The organism is Pseudomonas sp. Y5-11 (genome assembly GCF_022368695.1).
Lineage (GTDB): Bacteria > Pseudomonadota > Gammaproteobacteria > Pseudomonadales > Pseudomonadaceae > Aquipseudomonas > Aquipseudomonas parakoreensis.
On record NZ_CP058974.1, the window covers coordinates 3,052,097 to 3,071,161 of the forward strand.

Annotated in this window: 12 protein-coding genes; 7 read left to right on the forward strand and 5 right to left on the reverse strand. The window is 63.3% G+C overall.

The window, feature by feature from the left end; translation table 11 throughout:
- Nucleotides 1-29 precede the first annotated feature (29 nt).
- On the reverse strand, nucleotides 30-965 hold the full coding sequence (locus tag HXW87_RS13595) for a LysR family transcriptional regulator (RefSeq protein ID WP_047295132.1): 936 nt from the start codon (nucleotides 963-965) through the stop codon (nucleotides 30-32).
- A 114-nt stretch (nucleotides 966-1,079) separates the two neighbouring features.
- On the opposite strand from HXW87_RS13595, the gene HXW87_RS13600 reads away from it, so the two are divergent.
- The 3 genes from HXW87_RS13600 (at nucleotide 1,080) to HXW87_RS13615 (ending at nucleotide 3,152) form a co-directional block, all read left to right on the forward strand.
- A complete protein-coding gene (locus HXW87_RS13600; protein ID WP_086794869.1) occupies nucleotides 1,080-1,565 on the forward strand; it encodes a DMT family transporter in 486 nt (161 codons plus the stop codon).
- A gap of 4 nt (nucleotides 1,566-1,569) precedes the next feature.
- Complete coding sequence (locus HXW87_RS13605) at nucleotides 1,570-2,025, forward strand: DMT family transporter (RefSeq protein ID WP_121184635.1); 456 nt, start codon at nucleotides 1,570-1,572, stop codon at nucleotides 2,023-2,025.
- A gap of 959 nt (nucleotides 2,026-2,984) precedes the next feature.
- Nucleotides 2,985-3,152 (forward strand): metallothionein, encoded by a 168-nt coding sequence (locus HXW87_RS13615; protein ID WP_080963240.1) that lies wholly within the window; start codon nucleotides 2,985-2,987, stop codon nucleotides 3,150-3,152.
- A 22-nt stretch (nucleotides 3,153-3,174) separates the two neighbouring features.
- On the opposite strand, the gene HXW87_RS13620 is transcribed toward HXW87_RS13615, so the two are convergent.
- The gene (locus HXW87_RS13620; RefSeq protein ID WP_239779066.1) at nucleotides 3,175-3,447 is read right to left on the reverse strand and encodes a hypothetical protein; all 273 of its coding nucleotides are present in this window, start codon (nucleotides 3,445-3,447) and stop codon (nucleotides 3,175-3,177) included.
- A gap of 40 nt (nucleotides 3,448-3,487) precedes the next feature.
- Nucleotides 3,488-3,715 (reverse strand): DUF6555 family protein, encoded by a 228-nt coding sequence (locus tag HXW87_RS13625; protein ID WP_003223528.1) that lies wholly within the window; start codon nucleotides 3,713-3,715, stop codon nucleotides 3,488-3,490.
- A 145-nt stretch (nucleotides 3,716-3,860) separates the two neighbouring features.
- Here HXW87_RS13625 and HXW87_RS13630 point away from each other — a divergent pair, with 145 nt between their 5' ends.
- The 3 genes from HXW87_RS13630 (at nucleotide 3,861) to HXW87_RS13640 (ending at nucleotide 5,988) form a co-directional block, all read left to right on the forward strand.
- Nucleotides 3,861-4,628: a helix-turn-helix transcriptional regulator gene (locus HXW87_RS13630; protein ID WP_239779067.1), complete on the forward strand. Its 768-nt coding sequence runs from the start codon at nucleotides 3,861-3,863 to the stop codon at nucleotides 4,626-4,628.
- Nucleotides 4,629-4,825: 197 nt separating this feature from the next.
- Nucleotides 4,826-4,999: a DUF1427 family protein gene (locus HXW87_RS13635; RefSeq protein WP_007969534.1), complete on the forward strand. Its 174-nt coding sequence runs from the start codon at nucleotides 4,826-4,828 to the stop codon at nucleotides 4,997-4,999.
- Nucleotides 5,000-5,031: 32 nt separating this feature from the next.
- Nucleotides 5,032-5,988 (forward strand): zinc-binding alcohol dehydrogenase family protein, encoded by a 957-nt coding sequence (locus tag HXW87_RS13640; RefSeq protein WP_239779068.1) that lies wholly within the window; start codon nucleotides 5,032-5,034, stop codon nucleotides 5,986-5,988.
- Nucleotides 5,989-6,053: 65 nt separating this feature from the next.
- On the opposite strand, the gene HXW87_RS13645 is transcribed toward HXW87_RS13640, so the two are convergent.
- Both HXW87_RS13645 and HXW87_RS13650 read right to left on the reverse strand, forming a co-directional pair.
- Nucleotides 6,054-7,076 (reverse strand): purine nucleoside permease, encoded by a 1,023-nt coding sequence (locus tag HXW87_RS13645; protein WP_131670092.1) that lies wholly within the window; start codon nucleotides 7,074-7,076, stop codon nucleotides 6,054-6,056.
- Between the two features lie 15 nt (nucleotides 7,077-7,091).
- Nucleotides 7,092-8,051, reverse strand: a complete 960-nt coding sequence (locus HXW87_RS13650) for a nucleoside-specific channel-forming protein Tsx (RefSeq protein WP_239779069.1) — start codon at nucleotides 8,049-8,051, stop codon at nucleotides 7,092-7,094.
- A 442-nt stretch (nucleotides 8,052-8,493) separates the two neighbouring features.
- Here HXW87_RS13650 and HXW87_RS13655 point away from each other — a divergent pair, with 442 nt between their 5' ends.
- The gene (locus tag HXW87_RS13655; protein ID WP_239779070.1) at nucleotides 8,494-19,014 is read left to right on the forward strand and encodes an autotransporter-associated beta strand repeat-containing protein; all 10,521 of its coding nucleotides are present in this window, start codon (nucleotides 8,494-8,496) and stop codon (nucleotides 19,012-19,014) included.
- Nucleotides 19,015-19,065: the final 51 nt, after the last annotated feature.

The following is a 19,065-nucleotide window of genomic DNA, read 5'->3' on the forward strand; positions in this document are numbered from 1 at the left end:
CGGCAGCTCCTACAGGGGCGGTGTAAGGCTCAGGGTCTGTCCCAGTAGGGGATTTCGCCGAAACATTCGATGAAGAAGTCGATCACCGTACGCACCTTCACCGACAGTCGCCGGCTACCCGGCCACAGCACCGCAATCTGCTGTGGCTCCAGACTGTTGGACACCTGATATTCGCGCAACACCGGCACCAGCGTGCCTTCACGCACCGCCTCACCAATCAGCCATGACGGAAACATCACCAGGCCCAGGCCTTGTTCGGCAGCCTGGGTGAGAGTGTCGGCGTGGTTGCCGGTGATCGGGCCTTTGACCGAGTAAGGCGTCCAGTCGCCCTGACCTTGACGAAAGAACCAGCGCTGCTGACCGGTTGCGCCTTTGTAGGCAAGACACTGGTGCTGCGCCAGATCTTCCGGGTGTTGCGGGGTGCCGTGGCGCTGCAGATAGGCCGGACTGGCGGCGACCTGAAAACTGTGCGGCGCCAGAATCCGCGCCTGCATGCTTGAATCGTGCAGCGGGCCGATGCGAAACAGCAGGTCGGCACCTTCCTGCAGCGGGTCGACGTAATGGTCGGTCTGCTGGATGTCGAGTTGCAGCTTCGGATAGCGCGCGCACAATTTCCCCAGCCACGGCGTCAAGTGACGCTGGCCGAACACCACCGGCGCATTGATGCGCACCAGCCCGGTGGGTTCGCTTTGCTGCTCCTGCAGCGCCTGTTCGGCTTCTTCCAGTTGCACCAGCACCAGCCGCGCATGGTGACCGAGCATGCGCCCGGCCTCGGTCGGCGTCACGGCACGGGTGTGGCGGTAGAGCAATTGCTGGTTCAGCGCCTGTTCCATCAACTGGATCTGCCGCGAGATCGAAGAGGGCGCCACGCCCTCGCGACGGGCGACTTCAGAGAAACTGCCGTGGTCGAGTACCGCCACAAACAGCCTCAACGTCTTGAATCCCAGTTCGTTTAGCCCGTGCATGAATCTGTCCTGTTGTGCGAGTTGCGCAAAAGTGTTGTCTGGATGCTCCCATTTATCGCACAGCGGCGCCAGCCGATAATCCGCACCATCGTTTACTTGCAGGGGAATTTGAATATGCAAACGCTGGATGAAGTAAGTGGGGTGGCACCGGCTACCCGGTCGGGGCTGCGCTTGTTGTTATTGCCGCTGGTCATTCTGGCCGGCATGGGCCTGTCGGTGGAGGCCGGATTGCTTGGGCCATTGGGTGAGCAAGTCGGGCATCTGTGGGCGACCTTGAGCATCTTCGGTGTGGGTTCGGCGATTCTGTTTTTGCTGCTGTTGTTCGCCGGCCCCCAGAAAGGCCCAGCGCTGACCGAGCTGCCGCGCTGGCAGTTGATCGGAGGATTTCTGGGACCGATGTACGTGGTGGTGTTGACCCTGGCGACGCCGCATATCGGGATTGCGATGACGATGATCGCGATTCTCTCGGGGCAGGTCGGCAAGAGTGTGCTGATCGACCATTTCGGCTGGTTCGGCGCGACGCGCAAGAAGGTCAATGCCGAGCGCTGGCTGGCGTTGGTGTTGATTGTGGTGGCATTGATTCTGATTGCGCGAGGTTGAAGAGATGAGTCTGGTTATTTTGTTGGCAGTGGTGGTGTTGGCTGGCGCGGTGTTGAGTGTGCAGGCGGCGATCAATGGACGCCTCGGTGAAAGCGTCGGGGTGTTGCGCAGTAGTTTGCTGACGTTTTTTGTCGGGGCGGTGATCACCGGGTTGTTGATTGTGTTTTTTGAACCGGCGCATGCGGTGAGTTTGCTCGATGTACCGAAGTGGCAGGTCTGCGGGGCGCTGTTTGGTGTGGTTTACATGATGGTCATGGTCGGTGCTGTGCCTGTCGTGGGCACGGCGGTGGCGACTGTTGCGGTGATCGTCGGGCAACTGGGGATGGGGATGTTGATCGATAATTTTGGCTGGCTGGGGAATCCGGCGATCGAGCTTTCGTCTTCTCGGGTGTTGGCGATGGTTTGTCTGGGGTTGGCTTTGGTTTTTATGTATCGCAGCAGTGTTCGTCGTTCTGATTGAGATTTGGGTGAATATCCGTTGCTGTGGTAACGGCCACCTAGTGTTCCGCCCTGACGGCGGGTCACTTTGGCAAACGCCCCAAAGTAACCAAAGGGCTTTACCCTGACGTTCGGCCCTCGCTCAGGCTCGGGTTCCTTCGCTCCGGGATTCATCCGGGGTACAGCGCCTACGGTTTGCTTCGCTGCACCTCCTCTCGCTGTGTTTGGCTGCGCCAAACGGTCGCTGCGCTCCCACCCCCGGATAAACCCCTCCACTCAGCCTGCCGACGGGCCCTCAGATCAAGAGCGGTACTCGAGCTAACGCTCATCGTGTTGAGTGGGGCGGCTTCGCCGCAGGGGGTGTGCACGAATAAAATTGTGGGAGCTGGCTTGCCAGCGAAGGCGGCCTGACAGCCGACCAATTACTAACTGAAAACACCCGATCCCATGTAGGAGCTGCCGAAGGCTGCGATCTTTTGATCTGCTTTGGCTTTGGCTTTGGCTTTGGCTTTGGCTTTGGCTCTGGCTCTGGCTTTGGCTTTGGCTCTTGATGTGGCTTTTGATCTTCAGCCCCTTCGGCAGGCCGAGCGGAGGTGTCCATCCGGGGGTAGGCGCGCAGCGCCGTGCGGCGAAGCCGCATACATCGAGAGGAGGTGCAGCGAAGCAAACCGTAGGCGATGCCCCCGGATGGGCACCGTAGCGAGGGAACACTGAGCCTAAGCGAAGTGCCGTACGCCGGGGCAAAGCCTTTTGGGTTACCTTTTCGGCGTTTGGAAAAGGTGACTCGCTGTAAGAGCGAAACCGCCAGCGGCAGCACCCGAAGAAACGGATATTCACCCAATATCGCCAGCACGAACGGATATACACCCAATCCCGCAAAAAACACCAGATCAAAAGATCGCAGCCTTCGGCAGCTCCTACACTGCTATTTACGGCTTATCCCACAAGCCCAGACAACCACCCAAAAAGGAGTCTGCCCCCATGCCCGATAGAAAATGCGACTGCCCCAACTGCAAATGCACCATCAAGGAAGGCGAACACGCCTACGCCGTGCACGGCAAACACTATTGCTGCGAGGCTTGCGCGCACCACCACAAGGGCGGTGAAGAGTGTTCAAGCAAAGGCTGTCATTGCGCCCACCCCAAATAACCGCGCGCAAAAAAAGTGGAGCCTAATCAGGCTCCACTTGCAGTTTCAGGCTTTCATCATCCAGCCGTTCGGTATGGCGAACCGTGCCTTGCAGACGCCGGCCGTCGACCCTGACCACCACGGTTTTCGCCTGGTCGAGGTCCTCCGGTATCGGCGCCGGTACGCGCAGGGCGAAGCGATAGGGGTCGTCTTCGACAGCCTCAAGACCCACCTGACAGTCCACGCTTCTGGTGATACGTCCAAAAAGGGTGTCCAGGCCATAATCCAGATGCGCCGGGCTGAAGATGCTGGTCATTGTGTACGCCCCCGAAGAGTCCCCATTGCCTGGCGAGAGTCTAGCTCGCCGGTCGCCATGTGACGTTTTCCACGCCGAATTTCTCCGCCATCGGTTTGCTGGTCTTTTGCACTTTTTCCCGGCCGAAACGCGGGATGCGACCCACGCCGGCATCACAGCTTGCCCAGTGCCACGCCTCGGCGTTGTCCATTTTGTCCGAGCGGATAATGAACGATTTGGGCGTGCCGTGAAGGGTGTAATCGATGACAAACAGTTTTGCGTTGTTCATAAAGCCCGTATTCCTCCCTGTGGTATTAGAAGGATCGCGGCGCGTCGGGAAAATTCACTCGGATTGTCCGACGGTATCTATCGTTGGCGACGCTGTGACCGACTGGTTACCATGCGCCTTTCGCCAACCCCAATGAATACTCGCCATGGCCCTCGCCGCACCCCCCGATCTGACGGATACCGATGTGCCGGTGCAACCGCTGGCGCGTACCTATCCGCGTGGTCTGTTTATTGAGCCGCATGAGCATGTCTGGGGGCAGTTGCTGTATGCGATGAGCGGGGTGATGTGGGTCGAGACCCCGCATGAGGCGCTGGTGGTGCCGCCGCAGCGCGCGGTGTGGTTGCCGCCCGGAGTGCCGCACGGGATTCGTGTGGTCTCGGACTTGCAGATGCGCAATATCTACCTGCGCCCGGGGCTGGCGGCGACGCTGGATGCGACGGTACAGGTGATCGAGGTCGGTGGGCTGCTGCGTGAGTTGATCGTCGGTTTGGTGGAGCAGGGTGACAGCGGCGAGCCGGCTTATTACGACGCCCTGGTCGGGCTGGCGCTGCTGGAGCTCAAGCGTGCCCGGCGCTCGGCATTGAAGATCCCGCTGCCCGACGATTCCGACCGGCGCCTGATGAACCTGTGTCAGGCGGTGATGGCGGCGCCGTCGCTGGACATTCCGTTCGAGCAGCACGCGGAAAACGCCGGGGCCAGCGTGCGCACGCTGGCGCGGTTGTTCAAGGACAGCCTTGGCATGGGCTTCGCCGAATGGCGGCGGCAGGTGCAACTGGCGACGGCGGTGGCCGAGTTGATTCAGGGCGTGCCGGTGAATGCGATCGCTCGGGAGCTGGGGTATTCGCCGAGCAGTTTCAGTGACATGTTCCGGCGTGAACTGGGTGTGGCGCCTTCGCAATTCTCCACGGCCTGAACCCGATCCCTGTAGGAGCTGCCGCAGGCTGCGATCTTTTGTTCTTGTTTTCAAAATCAAAGTCAAAAGATCGCAGCCTGCGGCAGCTCCTACAGGGGGATGTCGGTCTTTTGGCCGAAATTCAGAAGTCCTTGGCCGACGCCTCTGCCGATCCTTCCCTAGACTCTGCCCATTCCTTTCACGCGGCGGAGTTTTCCATGAACTACCTGATTTCGCTGGCCATCGGTCTGGGTGTCGGCCTGCTCTATGGCGCGCTGGATTTCCGTTCCCCGGCGCCACCGGCCATCGCGCTGGTGGGGCTGCTGGGCATGCTCGCGGGTGAGCAGCTGTGGCCAATGGGCCGGCAATTGGTCGCCGGTTGGTTGTCCTGAATGTCCTTTTTTTCCCTTTGGTGGATGTCCTCATGAAAGCACTGCAATTCGATAAAACCGGCGATCTGTCCTCCCTGCGTTTGGTCGACGTACCGACCCCGGTGCCCGGCGCTGATGACGTGCTGGTCGAGATCAAGGCCGCCGGCCTGAACCCCAGCGATGTGAAGAACGTGCTCGGGCGGTTTCCCTACACCACGTTGCCGCGGATTCCCGGGCGCGATTTCGCCGGTGTCGTGGTCGAAGGCCCGCAGGCGTTGCTCGGTCAGGAAGTCTGGGGCACCGGGCGCGAGTTGGGCTTTTTTGCCGATGGTTCGCACGCGCAATTCGTCAAATTGCCGGCCAACGGCGTGGCGCATAAACCGTCGCACTTGAGCTTCGCTCAGGCAGCCAGCCTCGGCGTGCCTTACACCACCGCTTGGGATGCACTGGAGCGCAGCCTGGTGAGCGCTGAAACCCGTTTGCTGGTGATCGGCGGTGGTGCGGTGGCGACCGCGGCGTTGGCATTGGCCAAGGTGCGCGGCGCGCAGATCCTCGCGGCTGCGCGGCGGCCGGAGCAGGTCAAGGCGTTGCAGGCACAGGGCTATGCGACGATTCAGCTGGATAAGCCCGAAGACCTCGGCGCGCAGGTCAACGCGGTGTACAGCGGCGGCGCTGACGTGGTCTTCGATACCACCGGTTTCTGGCTGCCGGCCTCGGTGGCGGCACTGGCAGCGTTCGGCCGCATCGCGATCATCGCCGCGCCGGTCGACGGCCATGTGCAATTGCCAGCGCTGGCGTTGTACCGCAAGGGCGGTTCGGTGGTCGGGATCAACTCGCTGCTGTACGGCGTGCAAGCCTGTGCGGCGATGCTCGAGCAGTTCGGGCGGTTCTTCGATGAGGGACTGTTGCCGTTGCCGCAGGCGTGGGTGGAAGTGCCTCTGGCGGAGGGGTTGGACAGCTACGCGCAGGTGAATCAGGGCAGTGGCGACAAGATCATCCTGATTCCCTGATCTTCCAGACACCGCATAATCTGTGGGAGCTGGCAAGCCAGCTCCCACAGGGATCGTTGTCGGGCTCAGGATTGTGGGACGCCGTTTTCCCACGCCGACCAGTTTTTCAGAATGTCCTGCACCAGCGGATTACCCGCGCGATAGAGGTTTTCCAGCGCCGGCACAAACCCGCCCTGATCGGCGTACTTCAGCAGGTTGTCCACTTCACTGCCGCCCGGCGCCGGGCGGTCGAAGTCGGAACCGGCGCGCACCACGGCCAGACGCTGCACATCCACCAGGCCTTCGCGACTGGCACGCAACAGGGCTTCGTAAGTGGAGTTGTCTTCCTGTTGCGTGGTGCAGTACTCACCCTTGTTGTCGGTCAGCAATTGGGTCCAGACCTCCGCGCGTTCGCTCAGGCGCGTACCGGAAAACCAGGTGTTGCCTGCCAGCGTGTCGCAGCGCGTAACCACTGGCGGCTGGTTGGCCGGGGCTGACGGGTATTTCCGGCGCCACGCCGCCGATTCCTTGCTTTCACTCAGCTCGACCTTGTGGCTCAGGGCGAAGGCCTTGGCCTGCAATTTCGGGTTGAGTTCGAAGACTTCGGTCTTGTAGTCCAGCGGTGGTTTTTCGTTCGGTCCCTTGGTGTTGATGCCCAGGTAGCCGGTCGGCCAGCTCGCCGGCGCATCGCGCGAATCCAGCTCCCATTGCGTACCGAACTCCACCAGGTAATGCGCCCACGCGGCGGTGCCGATGGTCCCGTGTTTCGGGCTGATGCCGGCGATCCCGGCGATCAGAAAGTAGCTTTTGCGCAGGTCGAATTTCGGCGACAGGGCCAGTGCCAGGGTTGAAGCAGCGGCGTTGGTCTGACCCATGCCGGTGGTCAGCAGGCACACCTGTTGTGCGTTGCAGCGCACGGTCGGGTACTCGGCGGACAGGCCCGGCACGCGGATTTCCTGTTGCAGATCGAGGCGCTCGATCCAGTGCTGCGCCTCGGGGGCGAACATGGTGATCAGCACCACTTTCGGCTGGATCGGCGCTTGCGCCGCCCACGCCGTGGAAGAGAGCAGGGCCGCAGCGGCCAAAGTCAGTCGCGTCATTGCTTGAATGAAAATCTCCTGAATTCAGAACTGGTAGCCGATGCCGGCGTAGTAACCCCAACCGTTGGAACGCGCGCGGAAATCGCCGTCGCCGAAGTTCAGCTCGCTGCCATCCTCCCAGTTGCCGCCGTTGTGGAAATAACGGCCGACCAGGGTGAAGCGCAAATGGGTGAACGAGTACAGCAAGACGTTGGTCGCCACCGTGGCGTTGGCGGTGCGCGCCGGGTTGTCCTTGTGGATGTCGGAGCCGAAGTCGAAGTTGGTGAAGCCGATGTAGGTCAGCGACGCGCCATTGCTGAATTTGTCGATGGGCACGATGTATTTGAGCTGCGCGCGGTAGCCGTCCCACGAATACTCATTGCTCGCGCCGTAGTTTTCCCACTGGTAGCGCCCGTACAGGTTGGCCGACAGGTTGACCCGCGAATGGGTGTCGATGTCGGTGCCGAAACCGCTGTACAGGGTGTTGGCGCGGTTCTCTTTACGGCTGCCGTGATCGTAGATCCAGTCGAACGCCACGTACCATTCCTTGAACGGGCCGATGGCCAGGCTGCGGCCGGCGAGGTAGTCGATGGAGATGCGCGGCTCGTGCTCCATGAACACCGGTGAGCCATGGTCCCACACGCCTTTGTCGTGGCTGTTGCCGATGTTGAAAATCTTCGGAATGTCGACGTAGCCGTACAGCTCGAACGGCCCCTTGCGCCCGAAGTACTCGTATTCCAGATAGATGTCATCGGCCGGTTGCGGGCCGAAGCTGATGTCCTTGCTGCCGATCAACGTCAGGTCCTGGTTGTACCAGTCCGACAGATACGCGCCTTTTTTCGCCGGGGCAGCTTCCGGGCTGAGGGCTTCGCCCTGGGCCGATTCGTCGGGCAGCGCCGGTTGCGCCAATGCGCTGTGGCTGAGAACTCCGGTAACGCCGGTCAGTAGCAGGGAAACAGCAAACGTGCGCGCAAACGGGGCGCGAAGAAGGGAAGCAGCGTGCATTCAAAGTCCTTTTTTTGCGGATCAAGGCCCGGGTTCTGCGGGTCTGTACGGTTTTGTTACGAAAAAGCCGATATAGGCAGGTCGCAAACGTTTGCACAACACGTACCAAGTCGCTCCGATTGCCCTTGTAGGAGCTGCGGTACGGTGCAATTTTTTGATTTTGTTTTTAAGGATCAAGATCAAAAGATCGCAGCGTGCCGCAGCTCCTACAGGGGGATGTCGTTTAGGCAACGTCCTGTGTTTTGGGGCCGAAACCCGCGGTTTAGACGGCCCTAGTATTAAAGTATTAACACCATTTAATCAGTGCCCCATCGCGGGGCGTCTACTAGCTTGTCAGCCATGACGCGGTTTTGTGATGACCGTCGCAGTCTTGATTCGCGTGTGGAATAAGCCCGACGTGCACGCCTTCAAGGAAGAATTTGGCCACGACAAGGAGTAGCCCGTGGAAGCAAGGTTTGGTGTCGCCCTCGTTTCGCGTTTTTCCCCTCTTTCCCTTGCCGTGCACCTGAGCGTTGCCGGACTTTTGTTCGGTGGGGTCAGCGAGCAGGCGCTCGCGACTTGCTCGGCGGCAGGTTCGACGATTACCTGTTCGGGCGTCCCGACGCTGCCGCTGTTTCTCAATGACTACAGCAGCGCCACCAGCGGCTTGACGGTCAACGTCAACTCCGGTGCGCAGATGAACGCGACCCTGGGTGGCAAGGTCATCAACCTGACCGGGGCCAACATCAACCTGAACAACTCCGGCACCCTCGACCCGGCCTTGCTGGGCCTGGTGTCGATCCTCAGTGGCGGTGCGTTCATCGGTACCGGCGCGACCAGCACGGTGAGCATCGTCAACAACGCCACCGGGATCATTCGCGGTACCGGCATGCTGCTCGGGCTTAACCTGACCAGCATCGACGGGCTGGGGATTGGCGTGAACAACTCGGTGTCGGGCACCACGACCATCACCAACGACGGCACCATCACTTCCACCGGGCTGTCGGTCGGCGGCATCACCCTGGCCGATACCCCGGTGGTCGGGGTGTATGGCGGTTCGCAAGTCAACATGACCAACAGCGCCAGCGGCACCATCAACGGTCGGATTGCGTTCGAGACGTCGGTTGCGGGCAACACCTTCACCAACGCCGGCAACATCACCGGCGGTGTGTCGATGGGGGCGGGCAGCACCAACACCTTCTACGCGATCACCGGTTCCAGCGTTAACGTCGGCGACGGTGTGCAAGTCTCCGTCGGCCTCGGTGGCCTGATTGGCATCAACCTGACCTTCGCCCCGACCGGGACGATCGATGGCGGCGCGGCCGGCACCAACACGCTGATCCTGCAAAACCCGATCGGGCTCGGCGGCGGCACCACCGGGACCGGCACGGCGTCCAGCGCGACCTACGTCAACTTCAACAACCTGACCCTCAACAGCGGCACCTGGACCTTGCAAGGGCCGTTGGTCAGCGGTGCGACCACGCTTAATGGCGGTGTCGCGCAGTTCAACGACAACGCGGCGTTCGGCAGCGGTGTGCTGACGTCCAACGGCGGGATCCTGCAGGCCAGCAATGCCGGTTTGACGCTGGCCAACCAGATCAACCTGGGCGCCGGCGGCCTGACCCTGCAGGGCATCAACGGCACGACCCTCAACGGTGTGATTTCCGGCACGGGCGGCCTGACCAAGATCGGCAGCGGTCAGCTCAACCTCAACGGCATCAACACTTACACCGGCAACACCGTGCTCAATGGCGGCGTGGTGCTGGTGGGCAACAACCAGTCGTTCAGTACCGGTGGCATCACGGTTGGCGGCTCTTCGAGTATCTCGGCAACGACGCCCATTTCGCTGGCGAACGCGATCACGCTCAACAGCACCCTGACCGCAACCGGCACCGGTGCGCTGACCCTGGGCGGGGTGATCAGCGGCGCCGCCAACCTCACCAAAACCGGCAGCGGCAGCCTGACCCTCAACGGCAGCAACACCTACACCGGGATCACCAGTCTCAGTGCCGGGACCTTGCGCGTCGGCAACAACAACGCACTGGGTACCGGGGTGCTCAACACCAGCAACGGCACCAGCCTCGACAGCACCGGCAACGTGACCCTGGGCAACAACGTCGGCATCACCGGTGCGCTGAACGTGCTCGGCAGCAATGCGCTGACCCTGGGCGGCATCGTCTCCGGCACTGGTGCGATTACCAAGAGCGGCACTGCCAGCCTGACTTTGACCGGCAACAACACCAACAGCGGCACCACCGCGCTCAACGGCGGCACCTTGTTCGTCGGCAGCAACACTGCCCTCGGCACAGGCGCATTGAACGCTGCGGCCGGCACAACACTGGATGCAACCACGGCGGTGACGCTGGCCAACGCTGTGGCGCTGGCGGGCGGGCTGACCATCGGTGGCACTCAGGCGCTTGGCTTGAGTGGCGTCATCAGCGGCGCCGGCAACCTGATCAAGGGCGGCACTGCGAACCTGACCCTCAGCGGCAACAACACCTTCTCCGGCGGCACGGCACTCAATGCCGGTACGCTGATCGTCGGCAGCAACACCGCGCTCGGCACCGGCGCACTGACCACGGCGGCGGGCACCACCCTCGACGCCAGCACCACCGTTGCGCTGAGCAATGCGGTCGCCCTTGGCGGTAACCTGAACATTGCCGGCAACGCCAACCTGACCCTCGGTGGTGTGGTCAGCGGCAGCGGCGGGCTGACCAAGAACGGCGCGGCCAACCTGATTCTCAACGGCGCCAATACTTTCCTCGGTGCTGTTGCGTTGAACGCAGGCACCATCACCGCGGGTGCCAACGCTGCGCTCGGCAGCGGCGATATCACCGTCGGCGGCGCTGCGACTCTCGACAGCAATACAGCGGTGACGCTGAACAACAACGTCATTCTCAACAACAATCTGGGGATCGGCGGCAGCAACGGGCTGACTCTCGGTGGCGTGATCAGTGGCGCCAGCCAGTTGATCAAAAACGGCACCGCCAACCTGACCCTCAACGGTGCCAATACCTTCACCGGTGGCACCGCGCTCAACGCCGGCAGCCTGACCGTCGGCAACGGCGCGGCACTCGGCACCGGTACGCTGACCGTGGGCGGCGCGGGCGCTACGCTCAACAGCAGCACCAACGTGACGCTGAACAACGCGATTGCCCTGAACGCCAACCTGACTGCCGGCGGCGCCAACCCGCTGACCCTCGGTGGCGTGATCAGCGGTGGCAGCAATCTGATCAAGACTGGCTCTTCGACCCTGACCCTCACCGGCAACAACACCTACACCGGCTCTACGTCGCTGAACGCCGGGACACTGGTCGTCGGCTCTAACACTGCGCTCGGCACCGGCGTACTCAACGCTGGCAACAACACCACGCTGGACGCCAGCACCGCGGCGAGCCTGACCAACAACGTCAACCTCGGCGGCAACGTGACCGTCGGCGGCAGCAACGCGCTGACCCTCGCGGGCGTGGTTTCCGGCGTCGGTGGGTTGACCAAAAGCGGCCCCGCCGACCTGATTCTCAACGGCGCCAACACCTACTTCGGCAACACCGCACTCAACGTCGGAAAGCTGATTGTCGGCAGCAACACCGCGCTGGGCAGCGGCGCATTGAACGCCGCGGCGGGCACCACGCTGGATACCAACACTGCCGTTACGCTGGGCAATCAGGTCAATCTGGCCGGTGCGATGAGCGTGGGTGGCAGCGCAGACCTGACCCTCACCGGAACTGTCGCCGGAGCCGGCAGCCTGGTGAAAAACGGCGCGGCCAATCTGAGCCTCAACGGCACCAACACCTACGTTGGTGGCACCACACTGAATGCCGGTACGGTGACCGTCGGCAATAGCTCGGCTCTCGGCACCGGTGCCTTGACCGTTGGCGGTGCGGCAACCCTCGACAGCAGCTCGCCGCTGGCCAGCCTGGCCAACGCGGTCGTGCTGAATGCGGCACTGAGCGTCGGCGGAACGCAGGACCTGACCCTCGGCGGCGTGATCAGCGGTGCCGGCCAGTTGATCAAGAACGGCGCGGCCAACCTGACCCTCAACGGCACCAACACCTACAGCGGCGGCAGCACCCTCAATGCCGGCACCCTCACCGTCGGTGCGCCCGGCGCCTTGGGCAGTGGCACCCTGACCGTCGGTGGCGCCGCGACGCTGGACAACAGCAGCGCTTTCACCCTCGGCAACAACATCACCCTCGATGCCGGGCTGACCCTGGCCGGCAACAACGGGCTGACCCTCAGCGGTGTGATCGACGGTGCGGGCAGCCTGACCAAAACCGGCCTGGATGACCTGGCTCTCAGCGGCACCAACACCTTCACCGGCGCGCTGAACATTGCCGCCGGCAGCGTCACCACCCTGAGTAGCGGAGCCCTGGGCAACACCTCCGGCGCGACTATCAGCGCCGGCGCCAGCCTCAACCTCGGCAGCGACGCCAGCCTCGACGGCTTGAGCGGCAGCGGTAGCGTGCAGATCGCCGGCGGCAACACATTGACTGTGGGCGGCGTCAGCAGCACCAGCACCTTCGACGGCGACCTCAGTGGCAACGGCGGCCTGACCAAGGTCGGCACCGGCACCCTGAACCTGACCGGGATCAACGGCATTGTTGGTAACACCGCCGTCGACGGCGGCACCCTGAACCTCAGCGGGTCGCTGGCCAGTACCCAGGTCAATGTCAATTCCGGCGCGAGCGTAACCGGCAGCGGTTCGCTGCTCGGCACTCTCAACATTAACAACGGCGGCCACCTGGCGTTGTCCTCGGGTACCACCCTGTCTGCCGCGTCACTGGTGCTGGCCGCCAACAGCAATATCGATGCGAACCTCGCCACGCCATCGACCACTTCGCTGATGAACGTCGGCGGCAACCTGACCCTCGACGGTAACCTCAACGTCACCGATGCCGGCGGCTTCGGCGTCGGTGTCTATCGCCTGTTCAACTACGTCGGCGCACTGACCGACAACGGCCTGACCGTGGCCGGTGTACCGGTGGGTTACGGCCTCGGCGACATCCTTGTGCAGACCCTTGGCAATCAGGTGAATCTGGTGGTGTCGGCGCCTAACACCAACCTGCGCTTCTGGGACGGCAGCCAGACCATCCCGAACGGTAATGTGGACGGCGGCACCGGCACATGGACTGCCGGCGGCACCAACTGGACCAATTCCAACGGTACGCTGAACCAGACCTGGGCCGGCGACTTTGCGGTGTTCCAGGGCACGGCCGGTACAGTGTCGGTCAACGGCACCCAACTGTTCACCGGGATGCAATTCCTCACCGATGGCTACAACATGATCAACGGCGCGTCGGGCCTGTTGACCGCCGTCAATGGCGGCGGTGGCACCACGGCGATGCGGGTCGACCCGGGCGTGACCGCCACGGTCGGCGTGAACATCAACGGCAGCGGCATCCTCAACAAACTCGATGCCGGCACCCTGGTACTCAACGGCGCCAACAGCTACACCGGCGGCACGCAACTGGACGGCGGCACTCTGGTGGTCGGCAGCAACACCGCTTTGGGCAGCGGCGCGTTAATTGCCAATGCCGGCACGCAACTCGACAGCAACACCGCCGTAACCCTGGCCAACGCCGCCACCCTCAACGGCAACCTCACTGTGCTCGGCAGCAATGCCCTGACCCTCAACGGTGTCATTTCCGGCACCGGCGGCTTGATCAAGAACGGTTCGGCCAGCCTGACCCTCGGTGGCAACAACGCTTTCCTCGGGCCGGTGGCGCTGAATGCGGGAGGCCTGATTCTGGCGTCGAACAGCGCGCTGGGTTCGGCGACCCTGAACGCGGCGAACGGCACCACCCTGGATGCCAGCGGCGCCTTCACGGCAGGTAACGCGATCAACCTGGCGGGCAACCTCGGCATCGTCGGCAGCAACGATCTGACGCTGAGCGGCGCGATCAACGGCGCCGGCAGCCTGACCAAGAACGGCGCGGCCAACCTGATCCTGAGCGGGGCCAACAACTTCCTCGGTGGCGTCACCCTCAACGCCGGCACCCTGACCACCGGCAGCAACGGCGCCCTCGGTCTGGGCAACCTGACCGTGGCCGGTGCCTCGGCGCTGGACAGCAACACCTCGGTGTCGCTGGGCAACAACGTGGTGCTCAACGCCAATCTGACCAACACCGGCAACAGCGACGTGGCCCTCAGCGGCGTGGTCAGCGGTACCGGCGGTCTGATCAAGAACGGCGCGTCCAACCTGACCCTCAACGGCATTAACACTTACAGCGGCGGCACCACACTGAACGCCGGCACCGTGACCCTTGGCACCTCGGCGGGCCTGGGCTCCGGCGCGGTCACCGTGGCGGGTGCGTCGACCCTCGACACCACCGCGCCGCTGGTGCTGGCGAACAACGTCAACGTCAATGCCAACCTGAGCGTGGCCGGCAACAACAACCTGACCCTCGGTGGTGTGATTGCCGGGGCGGGCACCCTGACCAAGAATGGTCTGGCCGACCTGACGCTGACCGGCAACAACACCTTCAGCGGCACCTTTGATGTGCAGTCCGGCAGCCTGACCACGCTGGGCAACTCGGCACTGGGCAGCAACGCCGGGGTCAATCTCGGCGCTGCGGCGACGCTGAATCTCGGCGGCTCCGGCAGCCTCGCCAGCCTGACCGGCAGCGGCACCGCACTGATCGGCGGCGGCAACATCTTGAGCATCGGCGGCAGCAACGCCAGCAGCCTTTTCGCCGGTGTACTCACCGGCACTGGCGAATTGAGCAAACTCGGTACCGGCACGCTGACCCTGGCCGGCCTCAACAGCCTGACCGGCAACACCACGGTCAACGCCGGCACCTTGAACGTCAGCGGCTCGCTGGACAGCGCCAGTGTGCTGATCAACAGCGGCGGCACTCTGACTGGCGGCGGCTCACTGGGCGGTGCCGTGACCGTGGCCGATGGCGGTCATCTGGCCGGCGCCACCGGCAGCACGCTGTCGGTGAATTCGCTGGTGTTCAACGCCAACTCCAACTTCGACGTCGGCCTCGGCGCACCGGTGTCCGGTGGTGGTAACGCGCTGGTCAACGTCGGCGGGAACCTGACCCTCGACGGCACCCTCAACGTCAGCGACATCGGCGGTTTTGGCAGCGGTGTATATCGGTTGATCAACTACACCGGCGGCCTCACCGACAACGGCATGTTGATCGGCACCGTGCCGGGCAGCGTCACGTCGGGCGACCTTACCCTGCAAACCGCGCTGGCCAACCAGATCAACCTGCTGGTCACTGCACCGGGCGTCACCGTGCAGTTCTGGGACGGCAACCAGCTCGTCGCCAACGGTTCGGTGGATGGCGGCAGCGGCACCTGGGGCACCGGCACCACCAACTGGACCGATGTGAACGGCACCACCAACCAGGCCTGGACCAACAGCTTCGCGGTGTTCCAGGGCACAGCCGGCACGGTCACCGTCAACGGCGCACAAACCATCACCGGCCTGCAGTTTGTCACTGATGGCTACAACCTGCAGAACGGCACGGCCGGTGCGCTGAACCTGGTCAACGGTTCGCTGGGTAACGCCACGGTGCGAGTCGATCCGAACGCCACCGCGACCCTTGGCGTCGCGCTCAACGGCAGCGGCACCCTCGGCAAATATGACAGCGGTACGCTGGTGCTCAATGCCGCCAACGGCTACACCGGTGGCACCGCGCTCAACGGCGGCAAGATTGTCGTCGGTAATAACACGGCGCTGGGCACTGGCGTCTTGACTGCCGCTGACGGCACCGCACTGGACAGCAACGCGGCCGTCACGCTGGGCAACGATGTGGTGGTGAACGGTGGCCTGAGCGTCGCTGGCAGCAACGCCTTGACCCTCGCCGGTGTGGTCAGCGGTGCAGGCAGCCTGATCAAGTCCGGCGCTTCGAGCCTGACCCTCAATGGCAGCAACACCTACAGCGGCGGCACTCAGCTCGCTGGCGGCACACTGGTGCTGGGCAACAACAGCGCGATCAGTAGCGGTGCACTGAGCGTAACCGGCAGCGGCACTCTCGACAGCAGCTCGGCGCTGCAACTGGCCAACGCGATCAATCTGGGATCGCAACTGACCCTGGCCGGCAACCAGAACACTACGCTGCTCGGCGCCATCACCGGCACCGGCAGTCTGGTGAAAAACGGCAGCGGTGATCTCCTGCTCAGCGGCGCCAACACCTACAGCGGCGGCACCACGCTGAACGCTGGCACGACCACTGGTGACACCAGCAGCCTGCAAGGCGCGATCGTCAACAACGCGGCGCTGACCTTCGCGCAAAACGCCGACGGCAACTACACCGGCAACCTCACCGGCAGCGGCACGCTGAACAAAACCGGTACCGGCCAGTTGCTCCTGACCGGCAACAATACCTTCACCGGCAACACCTCGGTGCAGGCCGGCGACCTGATCGTCAACGGCGTGCTCAACAGCGCCAACGTCAACGTCGCCAGCGGTGCGCAAATCGGCGGCAGCGGGCAACTGGGTGGCAACGTGCAACTGGCCAGCGGTGCAACGCTGAGCGGTGGCGGCTCGGCCACGCCGTTGTCGGTCGGTGCGCTGGCGCTGTCCTCGGGGACCAACCTGGACTTCAGCCTCGGCTCGGCGGCCAGTTCGACCACGGTGGTCAACGTCGCCGGCAACCTGACCCTCGACGGTACGCTGAATATCAGCAACGCCGGCGGCTTCGGCACCGGGGTCTATCAATTGTTCCGCTACGGCGGCAGCCTGACCGACAATGGTCTGGTCTACGGCAGCCTGCCGGTGTCGGCGGCCAACCTGACTCTGCAAACCGCGATCGCCAATCAGGTCAACCTGCTGGTGCAGGACACGCCGGGTGAAGTGCAGTTCTGGAACGGCGGCACCACCAACCCTGACGGCAGCATCGGTGGCGGCAGTGGCGTGTGGGGCCCGGGCACCAACTGGACCGATCCGAGCGGCACGCAGGCGCTGGCGGCCAATGGTCAGTTCGCGGTGTTTGGTGGCCAGGCCGGTACTGTCACTGTGCAGGGCAATCAGAACTTCACCGGTCTGCAGTTCCTCACCGGGGGTTACAGCCTGGTTCCAGGGGCTGGCGGCACGCTGACGCCGGTCAACGGTGCCGGCGGCAGTCTGGCGCCGGTGCGGGTCAATGCCGGGGCGAGTGCGGAAATTTCCGTACCGCTGGTGGGGACGGGGGGGATCGAGAAACTTGACTCCGGCACGCTGGTGCTCAGTGGCGCCAACACCTACAGCGGCGGCACTACCGTCAGTGGCGGTACGCTGATCGGTAACACCACGAGCCTGCAAGGCAACATCACCGACAACGCCACACTGGTGTTCCAGCAGAATGCCAATGGCCAGTTCAACGGCGTCCTCAGCGGACTCGGGGCGATGGCCAAACGCGGCGCCGGCACGTTGCTGCTGACCGGCAATCAACCGTTCAGTGGCACCGTCTCGGTTGATCAGGGCGTGCTGCAAGTCGGCAGCCGTGCGGCCCGGGCTTCGTTGGGCGCCCAAGTCACGGTCGCCAATGGCGCAGGCCTGAGCGGTAACGGCAGCGTCGGTTCGGTGGTCAACCACGGTGTGGTCGCTTCCGGTGGTGCTGACGGCACCTTGAGCGTGGCCGGCAACCTGACCAACAGCAGTGATGGTGTGCTGGCGCTGACGGTCAGCTCGCCAACCGCGACACCGTTGGCGGTGGGCGGTACGGCGGCATTGGGCGGCGGTCTGGTGGTCAACAGCCTCGCGCCATTCACCGGCAATACCACTTACTCGCTGATCACCGCCGGTGGCGGCGTGACTGGCACTTTCAGTGCAGCCGATCTGCCGCAGTACGCGTTCCTCGACAGCTCGCTGGTCTACGGCGCCGATTCGGTGACCCTGGCCGTCAGCCGCAACGGCAACTCGTTCGCCGACGTCGCCGCCACGGGCAACCAACGCGGCACCGCCACGGCGCTCTCCAATAACGGTGCGGCTGGCGCGGCGTTGCAGAACCAGATCGTCAACCTCAGCGTGGCCGGTGCGCGTAATGCGTTCGACAGCCTCTCCGGGGAAATCCACGCCAGCACCGCCAGCGCCATGCTTGAAGACTCGCGCTTCATTCGCGAGGCGGTCAACGACCGCATGCGCCAGCCATCGTGCAGCGCTGCGGATGATCCGCGTCGTACCCTGGCACCGAGCGACACGCAACTGAGCAGCAACGGTTGCCACGGGGAAATGGTCGGCTGGATCCGGGCCATCGGTGCCTGGGGCGACATGGGCGGCGACAGCAACACAGCCAAAGTCGATCGCAACCTCGGCGGTTTCATGCTCGGTACCGACAAGGCGCTGGATGACACCTGGCGTGCCGGGATGGCGGCCGGCTACACCCGCAGCAACCTCAACGCGCATGATCGCAACTCGGACGCCAAGGTCGACAGCTACCACTTGGCCGGTTATCTGAACTCGCAATTCGATGCACTGGCGGTGCGCCTCGGCGCGGCCTACAGCTGGCACAGCATCGAGACCAAACGCGACGTCAGCGTCGGCACTTACAACGATCGACTGAAGGCCGATTACGACGCGCGCAGTGCGCAGGTGTTCGGTGAAGTGGGGTACGCGATCAACGCGGCAGGCGTTGCCATCGAACCGTTCGCCGGGCTGGCCTACGTCAACTACGACAGCGACACCGGCAAGGAAAAAGGGGGAGTGGGGCGCCTGAAGGCCGACGCCGATCAGGACATCACTTACTCGACCCTCGGCGTGCGCATCGGCAAGTTGGTGACCCTGGCCAACGGCAGTCAACTGACGCCACGCGCGGCCGTCGGCTGGCGGCACGCCTACGGCGACACCAAACCTGACGCCGACCTGACCTTCATCGACGGCGGCGCCTCGTTCAGCACCCAGGGCGTACCGATTGCCAAGGACAGCGCATTGCTTGAAGCCGGCATCGACTTCCAGGTCACCCCGACCGGCAAGCTGGGCATCGGCTACTCAGGCCAGGTGTCGAGCGACAACAACGACAGCGCGTTCAACATCAGCTTCAGTCAAAGCTTCTGAATCATGGTCGAAGTACTTTAGCCGCCCGAAAGGGCGGTTTTTTTTGCACAA

Coding starts and splice junctions, on each gene's coding strand:
- HXW87_RS13650 (WP_239779069.1), bottom strand. CDS start 8,051: ATGCACGCTGCTTCCCTTCTTCGCGCCCCGTTTGCGCGCACGTTTGCT.
- HXW87_RS13640 (WP_239779068.1), top strand. CDS start 5,032: ATGAAAGCACTGCAATTCGATAAAACCGGCGATCTGTCCTCCCTGCGT.
- HXW87_RS13605 (WP_121184635.1), top strand. CDS start 1,570: ATGAGTCTGGTTATTTTGTTGGCAGTGGTGGTGTTGGCTGGCGCGGTG.
- HXW87_RS13600 (WP_086794869.1), top strand. CDS start 1,080: ATGCAAACGCTGGATGAAGTAAGTGGGGTGGCACCGGCTACCCGGTCG.
- HXW87_RS13615 (WP_080963240.1), top strand. CDS start 2,985: ATGCCCGATAGAAAATGCGACTGCCCCAACTGCAAATGCACCATCAAG.
- HXW87_RS13595 (WP_047295132.1), bottom strand. CDS start 965: ATGCACGGGCTAAACGAACTGGGATTCAAGACGTTGAGGCTGTTTGTG.
- HXW87_RS13630 (WP_239779067.1), top strand. CDS start 3,861: ATGGCCCTCGCCGCACCCCCCGATCTGACGGATACCGATGTGCCGGTG.
- HXW87_RS13620 (WP_239779066.1), bottom strand. CDS start 3,447: ATGACCAGCATCTTCAGCCCGGCGCATCTGGATTATGGCCTGGACACC.
- HXW87_RS13635 (WP_007969534.1), top strand. CDS start 4,826: ATGAACTACCTGATTTCGCTGGCCATCGGTCTGGGTGTCGGCCTGCTC.
- HXW87_RS13625 (WP_003223528.1), bottom strand. CDS start 3,715: ATGAACAACGCAAAACTGTTTGTCATCGATTACACCCTTCACGGCACG.